The organism is Serratia sp. TSA_105.2 (genome assembly GCF_052692115.1).
This window is the reverse complement of the sequence record NZ_JBQZFT010000002.1, coordinates 631631-652990: the sequence shown is the minus strand read 5'-3', so window position 1 is coordinate 652990 and position 21360 is coordinate 631631. Positions and strand designations below refer to the sequence as shown.

At 59.5% G+C, this 21360-nt stretch carries 19 protein-coding genes and 6 tRNA genes; 2 read left to right on the top strand and 23 right to left on the bottom strand.

Annotated features, from left to right (window positions below; all coding sequences use genetic code 11):
- Positions 1 to 86: 86 nt before the first annotated feature.
- Complete coding sequence (locus tag ACUTSC_RS09535; RefSeq protein ID WP_025301844.1) at positions 87 to 569, top strand: zinc ribbon-containing protein; 483 nt, start codon at positions 87 to 89, stop codon at positions 567 to 569.
- A gap of 38 nt (positions 570 to 607) precedes the next feature.
- On the opposite strand, the gene ACUTSC_RS09530 is transcribed toward ACUTSC_RS09535, so the two are convergent.
- The 12 genes from ACUTSC_RS09530 to miaB all read right to left on the bottom strand — a co-directional run bounded on the left by ACUTSC_RS09530 (position 608) and on the right by miaB (position 12291).
- Positions 608 to 1312: an NAD(P)H-dependent oxidoreductase gene (locus ACUTSC_RS09530; protein ID WP_197766759.1), complete on the bottom strand. Its 705-nt coding sequence runs from the start codon at positions 1310 to 1312 to the stop codon at positions 608 to 610.
- Between the two features lie 148 nt (positions 1313 to 1460).
- Positions 1461 to 2393 (bottom strand): pyrimidine-specific ribonucleoside hydrolase RihA, encoded by a 933-nt coding sequence (gene rihA, locus ACUTSC_RS09525; protein ID WP_197766758.1) that lies wholly within the window; start codon positions 2391 to 2393, stop codon positions 1461 to 1463.
- Positions 2394 to 2509: 116 nt separating this feature from the next.
- Positions 2510 to 3235, bottom strand: a complete 726-nt coding sequence (locus tag ACUTSC_RS09520) for an amino acid ABC transporter ATP-binding protein (protein WP_063991092.1) — start codon at positions 3233 to 3235, stop codon at positions 2510 to 2512.
- Positions 3235 to 3909 carry a glutamate/aspartate ABC transporter permease GltK gene (gene gltK / locus ACUTSC_RS09515; RefSeq protein WP_004939982.1) on the bottom strand — a complete coding sequence of 225 codons (675 nt, stop codon included), beginning with the start codon at positions 3907 to 3909 and terminating at the stop codon, positions 3235 to 3237. The genes ACUTSC_RS09520 and gltK overlap by 1 nt, the downstream gene beginning before the upstream one ends.
- Complete coding sequence (locus ACUTSC_RS09510) at positions 3909 to 4649, bottom strand: amino acid ABC transporter permease (protein WP_038877462.1); 741 nt, start codon at positions 4647 to 4649, stop codon at positions 3909 to 3911. Before ACUTSC_RS09510 ends, gltK begins: the two co-directional genes overlap by 1 nt.
- Positions 4650 to 4862: 213 nt before the next feature.
- The gene (locus ACUTSC_RS09505) at positions 4863 to 5759 is read right to left on the bottom strand and encodes an amino acid ABC transporter substrate-binding protein (protein ID WP_063991094.1); all 897 of its coding nucleotides are present in this window, start codon (positions 5757 to 5759) and stop codon (positions 4863 to 4865) included.
- Between the two features lie 393 nt (positions 5760 to 6152).
- Positions 6153 to 7682, bottom strand: coding sequence for an apolipoprotein N-acyltransferase (lnt, locus tag ACUTSC_RS09500; RefSeq protein ID WP_197766757.1), 1530 nt, complete (start codon positions 7680 to 7682; stop codon positions 6153 to 6155).
- 7 nt (positions 7683 to 7689) lie between these two features.
- Positions 7690 to 8568 (bottom strand): CNNM family magnesium/cobalt transport protein CorC, encoded by an 879-nt coding sequence (corC, locus tag ACUTSC_RS09495; protein WP_025301851.1) that lies wholly within the window; start codon positions 8566 to 8568, stop codon positions 7690 to 7692.
- Between the two features lie 84 nt (positions 8569 to 8652).
- Positions 8653 to 9126: an rRNA maturation RNase YbeY gene (gene ybeY / locus ACUTSC_RS09490; RefSeq protein ID WP_033637441.1), complete on the bottom strand. Its 474-nt coding sequence runs from the start codon at positions 9124 to 9126 to the stop codon at positions 8653 to 8655.
- Positions 9123 to 10178, bottom strand: coding sequence for a PhoH family protein (locus tag ACUTSC_RS09485; RefSeq protein WP_025301852.1), 1056 nt, complete (start codon positions 10176 to 10178; stop codon positions 9123 to 9125). The genes ybeY and ACUTSC_RS09485 overlap by 4 nt, the downstream gene beginning before the upstream one ends.
- A 234-nt stretch (positions 10179 to 10412) precedes the next feature.
- On the bottom strand, positions 10413 to 10748 hold the full coding sequence (locus ACUTSC_RS09480; RefSeq protein ID WP_004939967.1) for a zinc ribbon domain-containing protein YjdM: 336 nt from the start codon (positions 10746 to 10748) through the stop codon (positions 10413 to 10415).
- A gap of 118 nt (positions 10749 to 10866) precedes the next feature.
- Complete coding sequence (miaB, locus tag ACUTSC_RS09475; protein ID WP_049195581.1) at positions 10867 to 12291, bottom strand: tRNA (N6-isopentenyl adenosine(37)-C2)-methylthiotransferase MiaB; 1425 nt, start codon at positions 12289 to 12291, stop codon at positions 10867 to 10869.
- Between the two features lie 197 nt (positions 12292 to 12488).
- On the opposite strand from miaB, the gene ubiF reads away from it, so the two are divergent.
- A complete protein-coding gene (gene ubiF / locus ACUTSC_RS09470) occupies positions 12489 to 13670 on the top strand; it encodes a 3-demethoxyubiquinol 3-hydroxylase (RefSeq protein ID WP_445653288.1) in 1182 nt (393 codons plus the stop codon).
- A gap of 87 nt (positions 13671 to 13757) precedes the next feature.
- Here the strand turns inward: ubiF and ACUTSC_RS09465 are convergent.
- The 11 genes from ACUTSC_RS09465 to nagA all read right to left on the bottom strand — a co-directional run bounded on the left by ACUTSC_RS09465 (position 13758) and on the right by nagA (position 21360).
- Positions 13758 to 13832, bottom strand: a tRNA-Gln gene (locus ACUTSC_RS09465).
- A gap of 4 nt (positions 13833 to 13836) precedes the next feature.
- Positions 13837 to 13913: transfer RNA gene (locus tag ACUTSC_RS09460), tRNA-Met, on the bottom strand.
- A gap of 41 nt (positions 13914 to 13954) precedes the next feature.
- Positions 13955 to 14029, bottom strand: a tRNA-Gln gene (locus tag ACUTSC_RS09455).
- A 44-nt stretch (positions 14030 to 14073) separates the two neighbouring features.
- Positions 14074 to 14148 (bottom strand) — tRNA-Gln (locus ACUTSC_RS09450).
- A gap of 30 nt (positions 14149 to 14178) precedes the next feature.
- A tRNA-Leu gene (locus ACUTSC_RS09445) sits at positions 14179 to 14263 on the bottom strand.
- Between the two features lie 16 nt (positions 14264 to 14279).
- Positions 14280 to 14356: transfer RNA gene (locus ACUTSC_RS09440), tRNA-Met, on the bottom strand.
- Positions 14357 to 14575: 219 nt separating this feature from the next.
- A complete protein-coding gene (gene asnB / locus ACUTSC_RS09435; RefSeq protein WP_197766755.1) occupies positions 14576 to 16240 on the bottom strand; it encodes an asparagine synthase B in 1665 nt (554 codons plus the stop codon).
- Between the two features lie 284 nt (positions 16241 to 16524).
- Entirely contained in the window at positions 16525 to 17964 is a 1440-nt protein-coding gene (locus ACUTSC_RS09430) for a carbohydrate-binding protein (protein WP_445653287.1), read from the bottom strand.
- 188 nt (positions 17965 to 18152) lie between these two features.
- Positions 18153 to 18905 carry an HAD-IIA family hydrolase gene (locus tag ACUTSC_RS09425; RefSeq protein WP_004939957.1) on the bottom strand — a complete coding sequence of 251 codons (753 nt, stop codon included), beginning with the start codon at positions 18903 to 18905 and terminating at the stop codon, positions 18153 to 18155.
- Between the two features lie 67 nt (positions 18906 to 18972).
- Positions 18973 to 20193, bottom strand: coding sequence for a DNA-binding transcriptional regulator NagC (gene nagC, locus ACUTSC_RS09420; protein WP_004939956.1), 1221 nt, complete (start codon positions 20191 to 20193; stop codon positions 18973 to 18975).
- A gap of 27 nt (positions 20194 to 20220) precedes the next feature.
- Positions 20221 to 21360, bottom strand: a complete 1140-nt coding sequence (gene nagA, locus ACUTSC_RS09415; RefSeq protein ID WP_060440516.1) for an N-acetylglucosamine-6-phosphate deacetylase — start codon at positions 21358 to 21360, stop codon at positions 20221 to 20223.

The following is a 21360-nucleotide window of genomic DNA, read 5'->3' as shown; positions in this document are numbered from 1 at the left end:
TCAGGCATTTACGGCTAAAATAAGAACAAGTAGCTTAGGGGTATCCCTACAGCCAAGTCCGGCGCAGCGTTTATCGAGGAGAGTCTATGAACAAGGTTGCTCAGTATTACCGCGAATTGGTGGCATCGCTGACCGAACGCCTGAAAAACGGTGAACGCGATATCGACGAACTGGTGGCCAGCGCGGAGCGGCGGTTGAACGAGGCCGAAGATCTGACCCGCGACGAGGTGCGGCAGGTGACGCAGGCGGTGCGGCGCGATCTGGAAGAGTTCGCTCGCAGTTATCAGGAAAGCCGGGACGAATTTACCGACAGCGTGTTTATGCGGGTGATCAAAGAGAGCCTGTGGCAGGAACTGGCGGATATCACCGACAAAACCCAGCTGGAGTGGCGCGAGGTGTTCAAGGATGTCAGCCACCACGGCGTTTATCACAGCGGTGAAGTGGTGGGGCTGGGCAATCTGGTGTGCGAGCAGTGCCACTACCACCTGGCGTTCTATACGCCGGAGGTGCTGCCGCTCTGCCCGAAATGCGGTCACGACCAGTTCCAGCGCCGGCCGTTTGAACCGTGATGACGTTCCCCGCTGCGGCGGGGAACTAAGGCCGGTATTTAACGGAACAGTTTCTTCAGCAGGTTGCTGAGGAAACCGCCGCTGACGGCTGCCGGGGCGGCTTGCGCCTGCGCCGGGGCGCTGGCCGCTACGGCAACGCCGGCCGGGATTTTCTGCGCGACCGCGATGCGGCTGTCCTGGGCGGCTTTCTCTGCCGCTTCCGGGCCGTAGGCGAAGCCTTCCGCCAGCACGAACTCAACGTCGGTGATGCCGATAAAGCCCAGGAACAGCTTCACGTACGGCGTGATCAGATCCGTCGGCGTGTCGGCGTGGATGCCGCCGCGGCTGGAGATGACGATCGCTTTCTTGCCCGTCACCAGCCCTTCGGCGCCTGCGGAGGTATAGCGGAACGTCTGGCCGGCGCGGGCGATCATATCGAAGTAGATCTTCAGCTGCGTCGGGATGTTGAAGTTGTACATCGGGGCGCTGATGATCAGCGTGTCGTGTGACTTCAACTCTGCAATCAACTCATCGGACAGCGCCAGGGTGCTTTGCTGGTGCGGCGTCAGCGGCTTGTCGCCGGCGGTAAAACCGGCCATCACTTCACCATTCAGCTCAGGCAGCGTCGGGTTGGCCAAATCGCGCACGGTGAACGTGTCTTCAGGGTGAGTTTCACGCCATTGTTCAACAAAAAAATCGACTAATTTTCCAGACTGGGAATATTCACCCAGAATGCTTGATTTCAGGACCAGTACGCGGCTCATTGGCTTATCTCCAGGCGAAGTCTAATCGGTGACGATGTCAGTCGGTGTAAACGCATGGTAGAGGCAAGCCAGGAACAGTGATAGCGCAAAAATTCGCTGAGTTAAATCAAAAAAATTGAATGAGGGGCGCGAGCGCGCCCCGATGGGATCAATAACGCGCTACGCGCTCGGCCAGCAGGTCGATAAAGCCTTCGCGGTTGATGCCGGTCAGCACTTCCACGTTGGCCGCGTTGCCGGTTTGCTGGAAATAGTCCACCACCGTCATGCCGACGGTGTATTCCCCTTTGGTTTCCACCCCGACCCAGCGTTCTACGCCGGTAAACAGCTGCGGCGCCAGCAGCCAGGCGATGGTGCAGGGATCGTGCATCGCCGCGCCGGGCAGGCCGCGCGGATGGCTGAGGTACAGCGGCAGGTAAAAATCGAGCATCTCCGCGACCGCCTGCGCGACCGGATTGTCTATCTGGCGAATGCGCTCGATATCCTGCGGCAACACCAGCGCCTGATGGGTGACGTTCAGCCCGGCCATGGTCAGCGGCACGCCGGATTTCAGCACCATTTCGGCGGCTTCGGGATCGACGAAGATGTTGAACTCCGCGACCGGCGTGGTATTACCGGCGTTCATGCCGCCGCCCATAAATACGATGCGCTCGATGCGGCTTTTCAGCTCGACATGCTGGGCCAGCAGCAGGGCGATGTTGGTCATTGGGCCGGTCACCACCAGGGTTATCGGCTGCGGGCTGGCGCGCAGCAGGTCGGCGATCAGCTCGACGGCGCCGCGGGGATCGGGTTTGATTGTCGGCGTCGGCAGGTGGGTGTTGCCCATGCCGGTTTTGCCGTGGACATAGTCGGCGATCACCAGTTCGCGCATCAGCGGGCCGCCGGCGCCGGCGGCGACCGGTATGTCCTCGCGCTGCATCAGGGTCAACAGGCCCAGCGCGTTATGCAGGGTTTTCTCCGGCGTCTGGTTGCCGGCGGAGGTGGTAATGGCTTTGACGTCCAGCTCCGGCGAACGCAGCGCCATCGCCAGCGCGATGGCGTCGTCGAGGCCGGGATCGCAATCGATGATAATAGGGCGGGGCATGTTCTTTCTCCTCTGTTTGTTATCCAGCGAGCATCGGATCAAAACCGGGGAGAAACAAGCGCTTTTAGTGCCGGGAGAAAAGATGCGCCCCTGGCGGGGCGCATGTGATGGCGTATTTAGTGCAGGATCTTGGCCAGGAAGTCCTTGGCGCGATCGGACTCGGGGTTGTTGAAGAAATCGTCTTTGTTGCGGTCTTCGACGATTTTGCCTTCGTCCATAAAGATCACCCGATTCGCCACCTTACGGGCGAAGCCCATTTCGTGGGTCACCACCATCATGGTCATGCCTTCGTTCGCCAGTTCGACCATCACGTCCAGCACTTCGTTGATCATTTCCGGATCGAGCGCCGAGGTTGGCTCATCGAACAGCATGGCGATAGGATCCATGCACAGCGCGCGGGCGATGGCGACGCGCTGCTGCTGGCCGCCGGACAGCTGACCGGGGAACTTATTGGCATGCGCGGAGAGGCCGACGCGCTCCAGCAGCTTCAGGCCCTTCTCGCGCGAGGCGGTCTTGTCGCGCTTGAGCACTTTCACCTGCGCCAGCGTCAGGTTGTCGATGATAGACAGGTGCGGGAACAGCTCAAAGTGTTGGAACACCATGCCGACCTTGGCGCGCAGCTGCGCCAGGTTGGTTTTCTTGTCGTTGACCGGCGTGCCGTTCACCAGGATATCGCCCTGCTGGATCGGCTCGAGGCCGTTGACGGTTTTGATCAGGGTGGACTTGCCGGAACCTGAAGGACCGCAGACGACGACCACTTCGCCTTTTTTCACTTCGGTGGTGCAATCGGTCAACACCTGAAAGTGACCGTACCACTTAGAAACATTTTTCAGGGATATCATCAAACAGTCCTTTTCTTCAAATAGCTTACCAGCGCCGAGGCGGCGAGACTGATAACAAAATAGACAAAGCCGGCGAACAGGATCATTTCAACCTGGGTGCCGTCGCGTTCGCCGATGGTCGACGCGGTGCGGAAGAAGTCGGCCAGGCTCAGTACGTAAACCAGCGAGGTATCCTGGAACAATACGATGCCCTGAGTCAGCAGCAGCGGCACCATGGCGCGGAACGCCTGCGGCAGGATCACCAGCCGCATGGATTGCCAATGGGTCATGCCCAGCGCCAGCGCGGCGGAGGATTGGCCGCGCGAGATGCTGATAATACCGGCGCGGATGATTTCCGAATAATAGGCCGCTTCAAACAGGGAAAAGGCTACCATAGCCGAGATCAGGCGAATATCGGTTTTCGGCGATAACCCTAGAACCTGTTGTAATAAGCTTGGAACCACCAGATAGAACCACAGCAGCACCATCACCAGCGGCACCGAGCGGAACAGGTTGACGTACAGGGTGGCGAACCAGCTGATCGGTTTGAACGGCGACAGACGCATCACCGCCAGCACGGTGCCCCACAGAATGCCGACCACGATGGCGGTCACGGTGATCTTCAGCGTGATCACCATGCCCTGCAGCAAATAAGGGAAGCTTGGGACGATCGACGCCCAGTCAAATTCGTACATTATTTACTCCCCAGGTTGCCAGGCAACTGCACTTTCTTTTCGACCAGACGCATAAACAGCATGATAACGGCGTTGATGCCGATATAAGCCAGCGTGATGGCGGTAAAGGATTCATAGGCGTGAGCGGAGTAATCCAACAGCTTGCCGGCCTGCGCGGCCATGTCCACCAGCCCGATGGTGGAGGCGATGGCGGAGTTTTTGACCAGGTTGAGCATCTCAGAGGTCATCGGCGGCACGATCACCCGGTAGGCGTTCGGCAGCAGCACGTAGCGGTAGGTTTGCGGCAACGTCAGGCCCATCGCCAGCCCGGCGGCTTTCTGGCCGCGCGGCAGGGACTGAATGGCGGCGCGCACCTGCTCGCATACGCGGGCGGCGGTAAACAACCCTAGGCAGAGCATGGAGGAGACGAAGAACTGCACGTTGGGATCCAGCTCGCTTTTAAACCAGGTGCCAATATTGGCCGGCAGCAGCTCGGGGATCACCAGATACCAGGTAAAAAATTGCACGATCAGCGGCACGTTGCGGAACAGTTCGACGTAACAGGTGCCGAGGGTGGAAAGAAAGCGGTTGGGCACGGTACGCAAGATACCGAACAGCGAACCGACGAAGAAAGCGATAATCCATGCACAGACGGAGAGGGCCACCGTGACCTGAAAGCCGGACCATATCCAGCCGAGGTAAGTGGTGTTCCCAAACGGGGCCTGCTGCAGGAAGATACCCCAGTTCCAATCTATTGACATAACAAACTCCGATAAACGGGCGCAGAGCGCCGAAGATTGATGACTTGATGAGCGCCGATCGCCGCGCGGCCAGTCTGGCTGGCTTGTTGTGTACGGATGTCGGTGGCGCGCCTTGGGGAAAATGAGGGAGGGGAACGGCCCCCCTCATTCCTGTCTGTCCCAGTCATCAACTGGGCCGGTTTGGCCTGGCGGCCGCCCCGGCTTTTGTTCTATTTAGTTCAACGCTTTGTCGTTAGGCTCTTTGAACAGCTGTTTCATGTCGTCCGACAGTTCGAAGTTCATGTTGAGGTTTTTCGGTGGAATAGGCTGCTTGAACCATTTATCAAACCACTTGGCCGCTTCACCGGAAGTTTGCGCCTGGGCGATGGTGTCATCGACCAGCTTTTTGAACTCAGGATCGTCTTTACGCAACATACAGCCGTAGGCCTCTTTCGACTGCGGCGTGCCGATGATTTCCCACTGATCCGGTTTCTTGGCCTTGGCGCGCTCGCCCGCCAGCAGGGCGTCGTCCATCATGAAGGCCACCGCGCGGCCGCTTTCCAGCGTGCGGAAGGAATCGCCGTGGTCTTTGGCGCTGATGATGCGCATGTTCATCTTGCCGCTGTCGTTCAGCTTGTTCAGCAGCACTTCGGAGGTGGTGCCGGAGGTGACCACCACCGGTTTACCGGCCAGGTCTTTAAAGTCTTTGATGTCGGAGCCTTTTTTCACCAGCAAGCGGGTGCCGACCACGAAAATGGTGTCGGAGAAGGCGGCCTGTTTCTGGCGCTCGAGGTTATTGGTGGTGGAGCCGCACTCGAAGTCATAGGTGCCGTTTTGCAACAGCGGGATGCGGTTCTGCGAGGTAATCGGCAGCATTTTCACCTGCAGATTCGGTGCATTCAGCTTTTTCTTAACGGCTTCAACGATTTGGTTGGAGTAGTCCTGAGAGTAGCCCACAACTTTTTGTTGGTTGTCGTAGTAGGAGAACGGCACTGACGATTCGCGGTGGCCGACAACGATCACGCCGTTGTCTTTGATTTTCTTCAGCGTACCGGTCAGGTCTTCCGCGTGCGCCACGCTACCTGCCGCACCGAGCAGCAGTAACGATAACGCCAATTTACGCATTTGCATGGTCCAACTCCTTTGCTGTTGTGGTGGCTCTGACTAAAGAGCGTCAGGTTAAATCGACTATTTATTGCTCAAGTTATAAAGATAGTCTTAGAACGGATAGCCGTTAAAAAATAACCGATTGTGAATACCTTGAAACTAAAATGTTTCATTTTTTGAGACGCCGCGCGCACCAAATTAATGCAACAAAACCCTGACGCACCTGCGCGGTGCGCTCAATGCACCCAAAATGTGCGCAGGTGCGACAAAACGTCAGCAAAAGTAAATCGGCGCGCGATGTCGCCATAGATAAAAGCAAGGAGTGTGCCAGCCGCGTTGATTTAACGGCGTTTTCTGACTGAGGTGGGGATAGTGACGGGAACGCGGGGCGCGGCGGGCGCGCCCCGGCGAAGAGGACTATTTACGGCGCAGGCCCAACATCAGCGCCCAGCCGCCCAGCAGCAGGGTTATCACCCACAGCGGCGTGGCGCCGAAGCGCGCGTAAGGCGTGATGCCGGTGGTCGGCGTGACCTTCACTTCAAGCACCTGGCGGGTAAACTGCGGGATCTCGGCGATCACTTCGCCGTTCGCGTCCACCGCGGCGGTAACGCCGTTATTGGTGCTGCGCAGCAGCGGCCGGCCGAGCTCCAGCGCCCGCATGCGCGCCATCTGGAAGTGCTGCCACGGGCCGATGGAGTGGCCGAACCAGGCATCGTTGGAGATGGTCAGCAGGAAATTGGTGTCCGGGCGGAAGTTATCGCGAACCTGCTGGCCCAGCACGATTTCGTAGCAGATGGCTGCCGTCAGGTTGTACCCGCGTACGCTGAGCTGCGGCTGCACGTAGTCGCCGCGGCTGAAGGAGGACATCGGCAGATCGAAGAACGGCGCCAGCGGCCGCAGCAGGGTTTCCAGCGGCACGAACTCGCCGAACGGCACCAGGTGGTGCTTGTTGTAGCGATCTTTGGCCGGGTAGCTGTACGGCGTCGGTTCGCCGAGCACGATGGCGCTGTTGTAGATCTGCTGGCCCTGTGGCGTGGCGCGCACGTCGACGATGCCGGTGATCAGGCTGCTGTTCTTCGCCCGCATCAGGTCGTCCATCATGGTCAGGAAGCCGTTCTGGTTGGCTTCATAATCCGGGATGGCGGACTCCGGCCAGATGACGATCGGCGCCTTGCCCACGTATGGACGGGTTTCGTCCAGATAGGTTTGCAGCGTGCTGACCAGCGCTTTCGGATCCCATTTCATCGACTGGGCGATGTTGCCTTGCACCATGGCGACGTTCACCGCTTTCTCCGGCTGCGGAGTAAACCAATGCAGTTGGCGCAGCGGCCATGGCAACAGCAGCAGCGCGGCGGCGATGACCGCAGCCGACAGGCGGCGCTGATTGACGGCGTACACCAGCAGGCCGGCGATGGCCATCAGCACAAAGGTGATGGCGTCGACGCCCAGCAGCGGCGCGATGCCCTTCAGCGGGCCGTTGATCTGACTGTAGCCGAACTGCAGCCACGGGAAGCCGGTCAGCACCCAGCCGCGCAGGAATTCGGTCACCTGCCACAGCGCCGGCGCGGCGATGGCCAGCCGCCACCAGCGGGTGGTCGGCCACAGGCGCGTCAGCAGCCCGGCGAACAGCCCGGTATACAGCGACAGGTAAGCGGCGAGCAGCACCACCAGGAAGACGTTGACGGCGAAAGGCATGCCGCCGAAATCGGCGATGCTGACATACACCCAGTTGATGCCGCTGCCGAACAGCCCGAAGCCCCAGACAAAGCCGAGCAGGGCAGACTGTTTGGCGGTGCGATTGAGGGTAACGGCCAGCAGGCCGAACAGGGAGACGATGGCCGCGGGCCAGAAGTCGTAGGGCGAGAACGCCAGCGTCCCGCCGGCACCTGACAACAGCGCCAGCAGGGCGCGAACCCGCTGGCGTTCAAGTAATGAGGCTTTAGCCATGTTGGATTTAATCTTCCAGTTTCGGTGGGGGAGAATCGTCCGGAATTTTTACATGAACCTGGATAATACGTCGACTGTCGGCCATGGCAACTTTAAATAGGTAACCTTCGATTTCAATGGTTTCCCCGCGCGCCGGCAGGTGGCCGAAGGCCTGCATCACCAGACCGCCGATGGTATCGACCTCGTCGTCGCTGAAATGGGTGCCGAAGGCGTCGTTGAAGTCTTCGATCGGGGCCAGCGCGCGCACGGTGTACATGTGGCGGCTGAGCTGGCGGATATCCAGATCGTCTTCGTCGTCGTATTCGTCTTCGATCTCGCCGACGATCAGCTCCAGAATATCTTCGATGGTGACCAGGCCGGATACGCCGCCGAATTCGTCAATGACAATCGCCATGTGATAGCGCTGGGAGCGGAACTCTTTCAGCATCCGGTCGACGCGCTTGCTTTCCGGCACCACCACCGCGGTGCGCAGCACCTTGTCGATGCTGAACGGCTCGGAGTCTGCACGCATGAACGGCAGCAGATCCTTGGCCATCAGGATGCCTTCGATGTGATCTTTGTCTTCGCTGATCACCGGGAAGCGCGAGTGGGCGGAGTCGATAATCACGTCCAGGCACTCTTCCAGCGTCTGGTTGCGCTTGAGCGTCACCATCTGGGAGCGGGGGATCATGATGTCGCGCACGCGCTGCTCGGCGATATCCATCACGCCTTCCAGCATGTCGCGGGTATCGGGATCGATCAGGTCGTTTTGTTCGGAATCACGGATCAGCTCGACCAGATCGCCACGGTTTTTGGGCTCGCCGTGGAACAGCTGGTTAAGGATAAGAGTAAAGAACCCCTTCTTGGGACTGGGGCTGTCATTGCTTTGTGAATGGTCGTCGCTCATGGCGTTTTCGTTACTGTCACTCATGTCAGAGTTAAGGGGCGTCAGCGACAGCCCCGCAGGGGGCTGTAGGGTAAACGGCTGACGTCAGACGGGGTCTTTTTCCGCCAGGTACGGATCAGGATAGCCCAGTCCGTGCATGATTTCGGTTTCCAAAGACTCCATTTCTTCGGCTTCATCGTCTTCGATGTGGTCATACCCTAGCAGATGAAGGCTGCCGTGGACAACCATATGCGCCCAGTGGGCCTCCAGCGCTTTGCCTTGCTCAATCGCTTCCTGTTCAACCACCTGGCGGCAGATGATCAGATCGCCGAGCAGCGGCAGCTCGATGCCCGGCGGGGCCTCGAACGGGAAAGAGAGCACGTTGGTCGGCTTGTCTTTGCCGCGGTAGGTCAGGTTCAGCTCGTGGCTTTCCGCTTCGTCCACCAGACGCACGGTCACCTCGGCCTCTTCCTGAAATTGCGGCAGCACGCCTTCCAGCCAGCGCTGGAAGGTGGCCTCATCCGGCAGGCCGTCGCCGCTTTCACAGGCAATCTGCAGATCCAAAATCACCTGGCTCATGGTGTCTCCTGCTCGGAGGCGGCGAGCGCCTCGCGCTTACGTTGTTCGGCAATCGCGTCTTTGCGTTTCTGTTCGGCCGCTTCCCATGCCTCATAGGCGATGACTACGCGGGCCACCACTGGGTGGCGCACCACGTCTTCGCTGTGGAAGAAGTTGAAGCTCAGTTCTTCCACGTCCGACAGCACTTCCACCGCGTGGCGCAGGCCGGATTTCTGGTTGCGCGGCAGGTCGATCTGGGTGACGTCGCCGGTGATGACCGCCTTCGAGTTGAAGCCGATGCGCGTCAGGAACATCTTCATCTGTTCGATGGTGGTGTTCTGGCTCTCATCCAGAATGATAAAGGCGTCGTTCAGCGTACGGCCGCGCATATAGGCCAGCGGCGCGACTTCGATCACGTTGCGCTCGATGAGCTTCTCCACGCGCTCGAAGCCCAGCATTTCGAACAGGGCGTCGTACAGCGGGCGCAGGTAAGGATCGACCTTCTGGCTCAGATCGCCGGGCAGGAAGCCCAGTTTTTCGCCGGCTTCGACCGCAGGGCGGGTCAGCAGAATGCGGCGAATTTCCTGGCGCTCCAGCGCATCCACCGCGGCGGCGACCGCCAGGTAGGTTTTGCCGGTGCCCGCCGGGCCGATGCCGAAGGTGATGTCGTGATCGAGAATGTTGGCGATGTACTGCGCCTGGTTAGGCGTACGCGGTTTCACCATGCCGCGCTTGGTTTTGATGGTGACCGCCTTGCCGTAATCCGGCACGCTGTCGGCTACCTGTTCCAGCACCCGGCTCTCTTTGATAGCCAGGTGGATTTGCTCAGGATCGATATCCGGGATCACGCCGCGAATCGGCGCGGTATCCACGTACAGATGACGCAGGATATCGGCGGCGGCAACCACGCACAGGTTTTTGCCGACCAGCTTGAAACGGTTGTCGCGGCGATTGATTTCGATGCCCAATCGGCGCTCGAGTTGCTTGATGTTGTCATCAAACGGGCCGCACAGGCTGAGCAAACGCTTGTTGTCTGCGGGCTCTAACAAAATTTCTTGTGTTGCGACGTTCAAACTATTCCTCTAGGTCACATCGGGCCTGGTTGATGTCACATAGCGCGTCTGGGACGCGCGCGTTCAGGGCGAGCCTGAATACTCTCTTTCTTGAATTATTCATGGTGCGCCGCAACGGCGCAAGTTTACCGCTGATCTATCTGTGCGCCGTCGGCGGAATTCAAGGGAAGATAAGGAAAAAACGCGGCGGGGCGCAAAGCCCGCCGCGTCATCACTGAACAAGGCCGCCGTGAATCAGTTCTTTTTTACGAACTCGGATTTCAGCTTCATCGGGCCGAAGCCGTCGATTTTGCAGTCGATGTTGTGATCGCCTTCGACCAGGCGAATGTTTTTCACCTTGGTGCCGATCTTCAGCATCGAGGAGCTGCCTTTGACCTTCAGGTCTTTGATCACGGTGACCGCATCGCCGTCCGCCAGCAGGTTGCCGTTGGCGTCTTTGACGATCAGCGCGTCCTGATCTTCCGCCGGGGCGCTGTCGCTCCACTCGTGGGCGCACTCAGGGCAGATGAACAGGGCATTGTCCTGGTAGGTGTATTCGGAGTTGCACTTCGGGCAGTGTGGGAGTTGCATGTTATGTCGCCTCTTCAACAATAAAAAAATAAAAAAGAAAATCACCGGGCGCGGGCGCCCGGCGGAGAAACGGTAAGGAGTAGCGCGAATGGGCAGCTATAAGGCGGTCGCCGCGGCGTCAGGGCTGGTAAATGCCGACGCCCAGCGCGTTTTCTTTGCGGGTACGGGCGATCACCGACTGCGGGGATTCATGTACGCGCAGATCCATCTGCTGTTCGGTGCGCACCACTGCGCCACGCAGGGTGTTGGTCAGCACCTCGGTAATTTCCACGTCGACGAACTGGCCGATCATGTCGGGCGTGCCCTCGAAGTTTACCACACGGTTGCACTCCGTGCGCCCGGCCAGCTCCATCACGCTTTTGCGCGAGGTGCCCTCCACCAGAATGCGCTGGACGGTGCCGAGCATGCGGCGGCTGAACTGCAGCGCCTGCTGGTTGATGCGATCCTGCAGAATATACAGCCGCTGTTTTTTCTCTTCTTCGCTGACGTCGTCGACCATGTCCGCCGCCGGGGTGCCCGGGCGCGACGAATAGATGAAGCTGAAGCTGACGTCGAAATTGACGTCGGCGATCAGGTTCATGGTCTGTTCGAAGTCGGCCTGGCTTTCGCCCGGGAAACCAACGATGAAATCGGAGCTGAGCTGAATGGCCGGCCGCGCCTTGCGCAGCTTGCGGATAATCGCCTTGTACTCCAGCGCGGTGTGCGCGCGTTTCATCATGGTCAGGATGCGATCCGAACCGCTCTGCACCGGCAGATGCAGGAAGCTGACCAGCTCCGGCGTGTCTTCGTACACCGCGATGATGTCGTCGGTGAACTCGATCGGGTGGCTGGTGGTGAAGCGAATGCGATCGATGCCGTCGATGGCCGCCACCAGGCGCAGCAGTTCGGCGAACGAGCAGATATCGCCGTCATGCGTGGCGCCGCGGTAAGCGTTGACGTTTTGGCCAAGCAGGTTGACCTCGCGCACGCCCTGCGCCGCCAGTTGGGCGATTTCGAACAGCACGTCGTCGCTCGGGCGGCTCACTTCCTCGCCGCGGGTGTAAGGCACTACGCAGAAGGTGCAGTACTTGTTGCAGCCTTCCATGATCGACACGAACGCGGTCGGGCCTTCGGCGCGCGGTTCCGGCAGGCGGTCGAATTTTTCGATCTCCGGGAAGCTGATGTCAACCACCGGGCTGCGGGTGCCCTGAACGTGATTGATCATTTCCGGCAGGCGGTGCAGGGTCTGCGGGCCGAATACCACGTCGACGCAGGGCGCGCGGCTGCGGATCAGTTCGCCTTCTTGCGAGGCCACGCAGCCGCCGACGCCGATGATCACCGACGGGTTCTTTTCTTTCAGCAAGCGCCAGCGCCCCAGCATGGCGAAAACTTTCTCCTGCGCTTTTTCACGGATCGAGCAGGTGTTCAGCAGCAGCACGTCCGCCTCTTCGGCGTTTTCGGTCCACTCGAAGCCGTGCGTGCTGTTCAACAGGTCGGCCATTTTCGATGAATCATACTCATTCATCTGGCAGCCCCAGGTTTTGATATGTAGTTTTTTCGTCATTGACTTGCCATTACTCAGTGCGGAGCGAAAGTTGCGTTACGCGACATGCAGGGCGCGTATTGTAATCATTTGCCGCCGTTGTGACCAGCGCGGGGGAAAATGGCACGCGACCTGAAGCCGGAGCGAAAATCCGGTACACTGCGCAAAACGCCATGCCGGGTGGGATGGCGAGCATTCACACAGAAAACATAGCCAATATGAAGACATCTCAAAATCGGTATGATGCGGTGGTGGTGGGCGGCGGCATGGTCGGCGCGGCGGCGGCCCTGGGGCTGGCGCAGGCGGGCTGGTCGGTGGCGTTGCTGGAACATCAGGCGCCGCAGGCGTTCGAGGCGCAAAGCCCGCCGGATCTGCGCATTTCCGCTATCGGCTGCACCTCGGTGGGGCTGCTGAAACAGCTCGGCGCCTGGCCCGCCGTGACGGCGATGCGCACGGCGCCATATCGCCGGCTGGAGACCTGGGAGTGGGCGTCGTCGCGCGTGGCGTTCGACGCGGTGTCCCTGGGATTGCCCGAGCTGGGCTTTATGGTGGAAAACCGCATTCTGCAGCTGGCGCTGTGGCAGCCGTTAGCGCAGTGCGCCAACCTGACGCTGCTGTGCCCCGCCAGGCTGCAATCGCTGCAGCGGGCGGACAATGCCTGGCAACTGACGCTGGACGGCGGCGAGACGCTGCAGGCGCGCCTGGTTGTCGGCGCCGATGGCGCCAACTCGCAGGTGCGCAAGCTGGCGGCGATCGGCACCAACGGTTGGCAGTATCGTCAGGCGTGCATGCTGATCACCGTCGATACCGGCGCGCCGCAGCAGGATGTGACCTGGCAGCGCTTCTTCCCGTCCGGGCCGCGCGCCTTTCTGCCGCTGTACGACAGCTGGGCGTCGCTGGTGTGGTATGACAGCCCGCAGCGCATTCGCCAGCTGCAGGCGATGCCGCCGGCGCAGCTGGAGCGTGAGATCGCCACCGCTTTCCCGGCGCGACTGGGCCCGGTCAAGGTGCACGCCGCCGGTTCGTTCCCGCTGACGCGGCGTCATGCGCAGCGCTACGTGCTGCCGGGGCTGGCGCTGTTGGGGGATGCGGCGCATACCATCAACCCACTGGCGGGGCAGGGCGTCAATCTGGGGTATCGCGACGTGGATGCCTTGTTGAACGTATTGAGCGATGCGCGAGAGCAGGGAGAGGACTGGAGCAGCGAGGCGGTACTGCTGCGTTATCAGCGCCGCCGCCGTACCGACAATCTGCTGATGCAGAGCGGCATGGATCTGTTTTATACCGGCTTCAGCAATAATCTGGCGCCGCTGAACGTGGTGCGCAATCTGGCGCTGATGGCCGCGCAGCGGGCGGGCAAGCTGAAAGAGCATGCGTTGAAGTACGCGTTGGGATTGTAACCGACAGGGCTCAGCTGCGGCTGGGCCCGTTAGGATAGGCTGAACGCCAGACAGCAAAAAGCCCGCCGAAGCGGGCTTTTCTAAATATGGCTGGGGTGCCAGGATTCGAACCTGGGTATGCTGGTATCAGAAACCAGAGCCTTACCGCTTGGCGACACCCCAATTATGGTGGCTACGACGGGATTTGAACCTGTGACCCCATCATTATGAGTGATGTGCTCTAACCAGCTGAGCTACGTAGCCGATGTTACTTTTTACTTCTTTGATTTGCAAGCCGTTTGTGATGGCTGGGGTACCTGGATTCGAACCAGGGAATGCCGGTATCAAAAACCGGTGCCTTACCGCTTGGCGATACCCCACCTGCAAACAAATCTTATGTTGAAACCCCGTTCCCGAAAGAATATGGCTGGGGTACCTGGATTCGAACCAGGGAATGCCGGTATCAAAAACCGGTGCCTTACCGCTTGGCGATACCCCATCAACATACTGCGCCGACGATGAAGAGAAATGGTGCGGGAGGCGAGACTTGAACTCGCACACCTTGCGGCGCCAGAACCTAAATCTGGTGCGTCTACCAATTTCGCCACTCCCGCAAATGCAAAAAAGAGATGGTGGCTACGACGGGATTCGAACCTGTGACCCCATCATTATGAGTGATGTGCTCTAACCAGCTGAGCTACGTAGCCCTCTTTTTCTGCTTTGCCTTCATCGGCGTTGCGGGGCGCATTATGCGTATATGACCGATTTGCGTCAACAAGTTTTTTCCCGAAAAAGCGCCCGGAAGCGCCGTTTGTCTGGCTTGTGAACATTATGGCGATAAAATCGGCAATTCAGGCAGTTGGCGGGGGGAAAAGGCAACAAAAAGGCGGGCCAAAAGGCCCGCCCCGAGGGAAAACGCCGCGCGATTATTTATAGGCGGCCTGGTGCACGCCGACGGCGCGGCCGGAAGGATCGTCCATCTTCTTGAACGATTCGTCCCATTCGATGGCCTTGGCGGACGAGCAGGCGACGGACGGGCCGCCCGGCACGCATTCGGCGGCGCTCGGCAGCGGGAACAGCTCTTCGAAGATCTCGCGGTACAGGTAGCCTTCTTTAGAAGTCGGCGTGTTGTACGGGAAGCGGAAACGCGCGGTTTCGAGCTGTTGATCGCTGATTTGCTGCGCAGCGACCTCTTTTAGCGTGTCGATCCAGCTGTAGCCGACGCCGTCGGAGAACTGCTCTTTTTGGCGCCAGGCCACGCTGGCCGGCAAATAGGACTCGAAACATTCGCGAACGATGTGCTTTTCCATTTTGCCGTTACCGCACATTTTATCTTTCGGGTTGATGCGCATCGCCACGTCGAGGAATTTCTTGTCCAGGAACGGCACGCGGGCCTCAACGCCCCAGGCGGACATCGCCTTGTTGGCGCGCGCGCAGTCGAACATGTGCAGCGCCAGCAGCTTACGCACGGTCTCTTCGTGGAATTCGCGGGCGTCCGGCGCCTTATGGAAGTAAAGGTAGCCGCCGAACACTTCGTCCGCGCCTTCGCCGGAGAGCACCATCTTGATGCCCATCGCCTTGATTTTGCGCGACATCAGGTACATTGGCGTCGACGCGCGAATGGTGGTGACGTCATAGGTTTCGATGTGGTAAATCACGTCGCGGATGGCGTCCAGGCCTTCCTGCACGGTGAAGTGGATCTCATGGTGCACGGTGCCCAGATGGTTGGCGACCTCCTGCGCGGCGCGCAGATCCGGCGAGCCTTCCAGGCCGACGGCGAAGGAGTGCAGCTGTGGCCACCAGGCCTCGCTGCGTTCCTGATCTTCCACGCGGCGCGCGGCGTACTTCTTGGTGATCGCCGAGATGACCGAGGAGTCCAGCCCGCCCGACAGCAGCACGCCGTAAGGCACGTCGGACATCAGGTGGCTTTTCACCGACTCCTCCAGCGCGGTACGCAGGGCGGTGGCGTCGGTCACGTTGTCTTTGACGCTGTCGTAATCGAACCAGTCGCGGCGATAGTATTCGCGGATCTCACCGTCCTGGCTCCACAGGTAGCTGCCAGCCGGGAATTCCTTGATGGTGCGGCACACCGGCACCAGCGCTTTCATTTCCGAGGCGACATACAGGTTGCCGTGCTCGTCGTGGCCCATGTATAGCGGGATGATGCCCAGGTGATCGCGGCCGATCAGATAGGCGTCTTTTTCGGTGTCATACAGGGCGAAGGCGAACATGCCTTGCAGGTCGTCGAGGAAATCCGGGCCTTTCTCCTGATACAGCGCCAGGATCACTTCGCAGTCTGAGCCGGTCTGGAACGCGTAGCGGTCGCTCAGCTGTTGGCGCAGCGCCTGGTGGTTGTAAATTTCGCCGTTGACCGCCAGAACGTGGGTGTGCGCAGCGTTGTACAGCGGTTGAGCGCCGTTGTTGACGTCGACGATCGACAGGCGTTCGTGGGCCAAAATGGCTTTGTCGCTGGCGTAAACGCCGGACCAATCCGGGCCGCGGTGGCGCATCCGGCGCGACAGCTCCAGCGCTTTCTTACGCAGTTCAACGGGATCGGACTTCAGATCGAGCACACCGAAAATAGAACACATACAACTCTCCTAACGGGCTTTTATGACTGTGATGTTGTTTTTTACTGTTATGGGCAGCATTGCCGATTCATCAGCGATAACGCGTTTTTGCTGCGCTGTGGTTATGAAAATGCGCCTAAAGCTGGAGGAGATGCAAGCGTTTTAGCCATACGCTGAGAAATAGTTGTTTGCGAGGGTGTGGTTTTTAACGGATTTCCAGTTATCGGCGGGAAAAATTAGTGATTATGCAATTTTTAACGCGATGACGGGATTGCCGGCCGGTTTGGCCGGCAATCGATTGGCAATTAGGCGATGAGCTGCCACAAGGTGAAGGCGGCGTCCGGCGTCCAACCGGCGTTGGAAGTGTGCGCCTGGATACAGGTGTATTTCTTGCCTTTATAACTCACCACGTCGCCGGCTTTGTAGCTGTGGTTGTTCTGCCACTCGGGCGTCCCCGGAACGGGCGGCGTGCCGTCGTTGGCGGTTTTAACCGCCAGCGCGCTGCTCGGCAGCGAGGTATTGCCCTGACTGTCGGTTGCGGTAACGAAGTAGCTGTACTGGGTGGCCGGCGTCAGGCCGCTGTCGGCCAGCGACAGGCTGGTGGTCTGGCCGATCGGGTTGCCGTTGCGGTAGACGGTGTAGCTGGCGATCGGTAAGGCACCGGTGGCGGCGGCCCAGCTCAGTTTCAGCGAGGTGGCGCCCAGCTCGGCGACCGTCAGCGCCGTCGGCGCATTAGGTTTTCCCGGCGGCGGGGTGACGCCGCCCTGAATCAGCGGCGCGTAGCGGGTTTTGAATTCCCAGTTATAGGCGACGCCGGCTTTGCTCTTGCCGTTGTCCCAGTTGATTGACCAGGTCATCAGGCCCTTGATCGACAGGTTCTTGGCGTCGAGACGGGAGAAGGCGTTATACACCGCCTGTTTGTTGACTACGTAGCCGGTGGCGGCGGCGTCGTTGTTGCTCGGCAGGCCGATGACGAATTTCGCCGCCGGGATCTTCGCATAGCCGCGGGTGCCGGTGACCAGGCTTTCCGTCAGGTAGTAGAGGAAGTCCTCTTTCATGGCGTCGTTATTCTGCGTGATCCAGGCGTTGAGTTCGTCCACCCAAATACCGTCGCCACCCTGGTTATAATATTGCGGCGCGATAAAGTCGTAGTAGCCTTCGAGGGCGTTGATATAATCCAGGTAGGTGCCGTTGGTGCGTAAATACGGGAATTCCGGCGCCATGCTGATAATAAAGTTTTTCCCCTGCGCGGCGTAATAGTCTTTTACTTTTTTCAATGCCGCAGGCAAGACGGTTTTATTATTGGCGGCGCCGATCGCCGCCTGTTCCAAATCGATATCCAGGCCGTCGAAGCCATAGACTTCCACCAGACGAATAATCTCGTCTTTCAGCTTATCTTCGTCGCCGGTTTTCAGCTCGATATGCGCGTCTGCGCCGCCGAGGGAGATCAGCACCGCGCGGCCCCGGCTGTTCAGCACGCCCACCTGGCGGCGGAACTCGGTGTCGGACAGGTTGTAAGGTTTGAAGGTTGGGATGCCCTGGCCTTTCATAAAGGCGACGGCCACCACGTTGTATTCGGCGGGAATGTCGGTCAGATTCATATTGGCGAACTGGCCTTGTTGATAACCGTCACTGGCGCCGGCGGCCCAGTTGTGCCAAAAACCCATCAGGATTTTTTTATTGGCGATAGTCGGCATAATGGCCGCGTCATCGGCGGCGGCATTAATCATGTTATTTGTGCTCATGGTAGCCTCATTAATTAGGGTAAAGGTTTTTCGCCGGCCGGCAATATCCGCTATTGGCGGGGCGTAAGGTTATAATGAGGATTTTTAGCGCAGGCAGGCTGAAACCTTTTGCGGCCATGAACGAATTAAATTCAAACTGCGGTCAGGAAGAGAGAAATAATGGCGGCCGGGCAGCCGCCATATATGCATCAGAAGATGGTGATATCGGCAACGGAAGGGTAGACGTAGCTCGGGCGGAACGGCATGGTTTCGATGTCGCTCAGCGTGGAGACGCCGGACAGCACCAGCACGGTTTCCAGGCCGGCCTGGAAGCCCGCCAGAATGTCGGTACGCAGGTTGTCGCCGACGATCACCGTCTCTTCCGAGTGCGCCTGCATTTTGTTCAAGGCGGCGCGAATGATCCACGGGCTGGGCTTGCCGACGTAAAACGGCTTGCGGCCGGTGATCTTCTCGATGGGGGCGCACAGTGCGCCGCAGGCCGGCGAGAAGCCGTGGCCGTGGCTATCCGGGTTGGTGGCGATAAAGCGTGCGCCGTTACTGACGAAGTAGGCGGCCTTGTGCATCATGTCCCAGTTGTAAGAGCGGGTTTCACCGACGATCACGAAATCCGGGTTGATGTCGGTGATGGTGAAACCGGCTTTGTACAGCTCATGGATCAGGGCGCCTTCGCCGACCACGTAGGCTTTTTTGCCTTCCTGGCGGCGCAGAAAATCGGCGGTGGCCATCGCCGAGGTATAGAACGCGCTCTCCGGCACTTCCAGCCCGGCGGCGGCGAAGCGGTTCGCCAGATCCTGCGCGGTCTGTGACGGGTAGTTGGTCAGCACCACCAGCGGCATGCCTTGTTCCTGGATGCGCGCCAGGAACAGATCGGCGCCGGGCACCGGCGTATTGTCATGCAGCAGCACGCCGTCGATATCGCATATAACGTTTTTGATTTTCATTTGTCGCTGTTTCTCATGATTACGGCAGGCAAGGGGTGACGATAACACACCTGCCAGAAGCGGCGGATCAGCTTTCCAGCAATCGCTGCAAGAGCACGCCGTTGAGCATCGCGCGTTTGGCCAGGGCGAAAGCGCCGATCGCCGAGCGATGATTGAGTTCGGAGGTCACCACCGGCAGATTTTTGCGGAAGTCCTTCAGCACCTGGGTATTGATGCAGCTCTGGATCGCCGGCAGCAGCACCTTGTCCGCTTCGGTGATCTCACCGGCGATCACCACCTTCTGCGGATTGAACAGGTTGATGGCGATGGCCACCGCCTTGCCCAGATAGCGGCCGACGTGTTCGATCACTTCGCTGGCCAGCAGATCGCCGCGGTTGGCGGCCTTGCAGATGGCGTTGATGCCGCAGTCTTCCAGCGTCAGTTTGCTCGGGTAGCCCTGGCTCAGCAGCTGGCGCACGCGCTGTTCGATCGCCGCGTTGGCGGCTACGGTTTCCAGGCAGCCGAAGTTGCCGCAGTGGCAGCGTTCACCCAGCGGATCGATCTGGATATGGCCGATTTCGCCGACGTTGCCGTTATTGCCGAGAAAAATCTGCCCGTTGACGATGATGCCAGCGCCGGTGCCGCGGTGCAGGCGCACCAGAATCGAGTCTTCGCAGTCGCGGGTGGCGCCGAAGTAGTGTTCCGCCAGCGCCAGGCTGCGGATGTCGTGGCCGACGAAGCTGGTGACGTTGAAGCGCTGCTGCAGGTTGTCGACCAGCGCCCAGTTGCTGACGCTGATGTGCGGCATGTAGCGCACCACGCCCAGCGCCGGATCCACCAGGCCGGGCAGGATCACCGCGATGGCGATCAGTTCGCGCAGGCGGCGCTGGTTTGCTTCGATGAATTGGGCGATGGCGGCGAACAGCGCATTTTCCAGCGTTTCCTGGGTGCGTTCCGGCAGCGGGTAGTGTTCTTCGCTGAGCGATTTACCGCTCATGTCATACAGGGTGATGGTGGCGTCGTGGCGGCCGAGACGCACCGCGACGGTATGGAAATGACGGGTTTCCGACACGATGGAGATCGCGCGGCGGCCGCCGGTGGAGGCTTGCTGATCGACTTCTTTGATCAGCCCGCGCTCCAGCAGCTGGCGAGTAATTTTGGTGACGCTGGCGGGGGCAAGCTGGCTGAGTTCGGCAATTTGAATGCGCGAGATCGGGCCCTGCTGGTCGATCAGGCGGTAAACTGCCGCGCCGTTAAGCTGTTTGACTAAGTCAACGTTCCCTATTTGTGCTTGTCCGCCAGTGCTCATCAATAATGTTACTCGCTGTTCATTGAATTAAACCTCGTTACCGTTAACGAGCGTTTTGGTGATCTTGAAATCACGGGTGAAGGCGGTCAGGTTAGCCACCTTGCCGGCTTCGATGGTGCCCAGACGCTGCTCGACGCCGATGGCGCGCGCCGGATACAGCGTCGCCATGCGCAGCGCTTCGTCCAGCGCGATGCCGATATGCTCGACGCTGTTTTGCACCGCTTCGATCATGGTCAGTGCGGAACCGCTCAGGGTACCGTTCTCATCCACGCACAGCCCATCCCGATAGTATATTGTTTTACCGGCGAAAATAAATTGGTCAATATCTGCACCTGCCGGTGCGGTCGCGTCGGTGACCAATACCAATTTATCACCTTTCAGGCGTTTGGCGTTACGGATACTCGCCCAGGCCACGTGATGGCCGTCGGCGATGATGCCGGTATAGACCTCCGGCGTATCGAAGATCGCCCCCATCAGCCCCGGTTCGCGGCCGGTGATATACGGCATGGCGTTGTACAGGTGGGTGGCGAAGCTGATGCCGGCGGCGAAGCCGGTGCGCGCCTGATCGTAGGTGGCGTTCGAGTGGCCGGCGGAGACCACGATGCCGGCCTTGGTCAACTGCTCGATAACGTGCGGCTCAACCATTTCCGGCGCCAGCGTCACCTTGGTGATCACGTCGGCGTTGGCGCACAGGTAATCGATCATGTCCTGAGTTGGCTTGCGAATGAACGCCGGGTTATGGGTGCCTTTTTTCACCGGGCTGAGGTACGGCCCTTCCAGGTGCAGGCCCAGCGCCTGGTTTTGGTGCTTTTTCAGATAAGCGCGCATCACGTCGACGCTGTGCTTCATGAATTCGTCGCTGCTGGTGATCAGCGTCGGCAGATAGCTGGTGCAGCCGGATTTCTCGTTGGCGCGCTGCATGATCTCCAGCGTTTCTTCCGAAATCGCTTCCAGCGAATCGTTGAACTGGACGCCGCCGCAGCCGTTCAACTGCACGTCGATAAGCCCGGGGGCCAGGATGGCGCCACCCAGGTCGCGCGTTTCGATGCCGGCGGGCAATTCAGCCGCCGGGCAGACTCTCTCGATCAGCCCATCAGCGATAATGACTGCATGGTCATCAAGTACGTCGTGGCCGGTATAGATTCGGCCGTGGGTTAAAGCGAACAT

What these genes read in the sequence shown, in the direction of transcription:
- ACUTSC_RS09430 (WP_445653287.1), bottom strand. Translation starts at nt 17,964, where the DNA reads ATGAGCACAAATAACATGATTAATGCCGCCGCCGATGACGCGGCCATT.
- ACUTSC_RS09530 (WP_197766759.1), bottom strand. Translation starts at nt 1,312, where the DNA reads ATGAGCCGCGTACTGGTCCTGAAATCAAGCATTCTGGGTGAATATTCC.
- ACUTSC_RS09425 (WP_004939957.1), bottom strand. Translation starts at nt 18,905, where the DNA reads ATGAAAATCAAAAACGTTATATGCGATATCGACGGCGTGCTGCTGCAT.
- ACUTSC_RS09535 (WP_025301844.1), top strand. Translation starts at nt 87, where the DNA reads ATGAACAAGGTTGCTCAGTATTACCGCGAATTGGTGGCATCGCTGACC.
- lnt (WP_197766757.1), bottom strand. Translation starts at nt 7,682, where the DNA reads ATGGCTAAAGCCTCATTACTTGAACGCCAGCGGGTTCGCGCCCTGCTG.
- ACUTSC_RS09510 (WP_038877462.1), bottom strand. Translation starts at nt 4,649, where the DNA reads ATGTCAATAGATTGGAACTGGGGTATCTTCCTGCAGCAGGCCCCGTTT.
- gltK (WP_004939982.1), bottom strand. Translation starts at nt 3,909, where the DNA reads ATGTACGAATTTGACTGGGCGTCGATCGTCCCAAGCTTCCCTTATTTG.
- miaB (WP_049195581.1), bottom strand. Translation starts at nt 12,291, where the DNA reads ATGACGAAAAAACTACATATCAAAACCTGGGGCTGCCAGATGAATGAG.
- ubiF (WP_445653288.1), top strand. Translation starts at nt 12,489, where the DNA reads ATGAAGACATCTCAAAATCGGTATGATGCGGTGGTGGTGGGCGGCGGC.
- ACUTSC_RS09520 (WP_063991092.1), bottom strand. Translation starts at nt 3,235, where the DNA reads ATGATATCCCTGAAAAATGTTTCTAAGTGGTACGGTCACTTTCAGGTG.
- ACUTSC_RS09505 (WP_063991094.1), bottom strand. Translation starts at nt 5,759, where the DNA reads ATGCAAATGCGTAAATTGGCGTTATCGTTACTGCTGCTCGGTGCGGCA.
- ybeY (WP_033637441.1), bottom strand. Translation starts at nt 9,126, where the DNA reads ATGAGCCAGGTGATTTTGGATCTGCAGATTGCCTGTGAAAGCGGCGAC.
- nagC (WP_004939956.1), bottom strand. Translation starts at nt 20,193, where the DNA reads ATGAGCACTGGCGGACAAGCACAAATAGGGAACGTTGACTTAGTCAAA.
- asnB (WP_197766755.1), bottom strand. Translation starts at nt 16,240, where the DNA reads ATGTGTTCTATTTTCGGTGTGCTCGATCTGAAGTCCGATCCCGTTGAA.
- corC (WP_025301851.1), bottom strand. Translation starts at nt 8,568, where the DNA reads ATGAGCGACGACCATTCACAAAGCAATGACAGCCCCAGTCCCAAGAAG.
- rihA (WP_197766758.1), bottom strand. Translation starts at nt 2,393, where the DNA reads ATGCCCCGCCCTATTATCATCGATTGCGATCCCGGCCTCGACGACGCC.
- nagA (WP_060440516.1), bottom strand. Translation starts at nt 21,360, where the DNA reads ATGTTCGCTTTAACCCACGGCCGAATCTATACCGGCCACGACGTACTT.
- ACUTSC_RS09480 (WP_004939967.1), bottom strand. Translation starts at nt 10,748, where the DNA reads ATGCAACTCCCACACTGCCCGAAGTGCAACTCCGAATACACCTACCAG.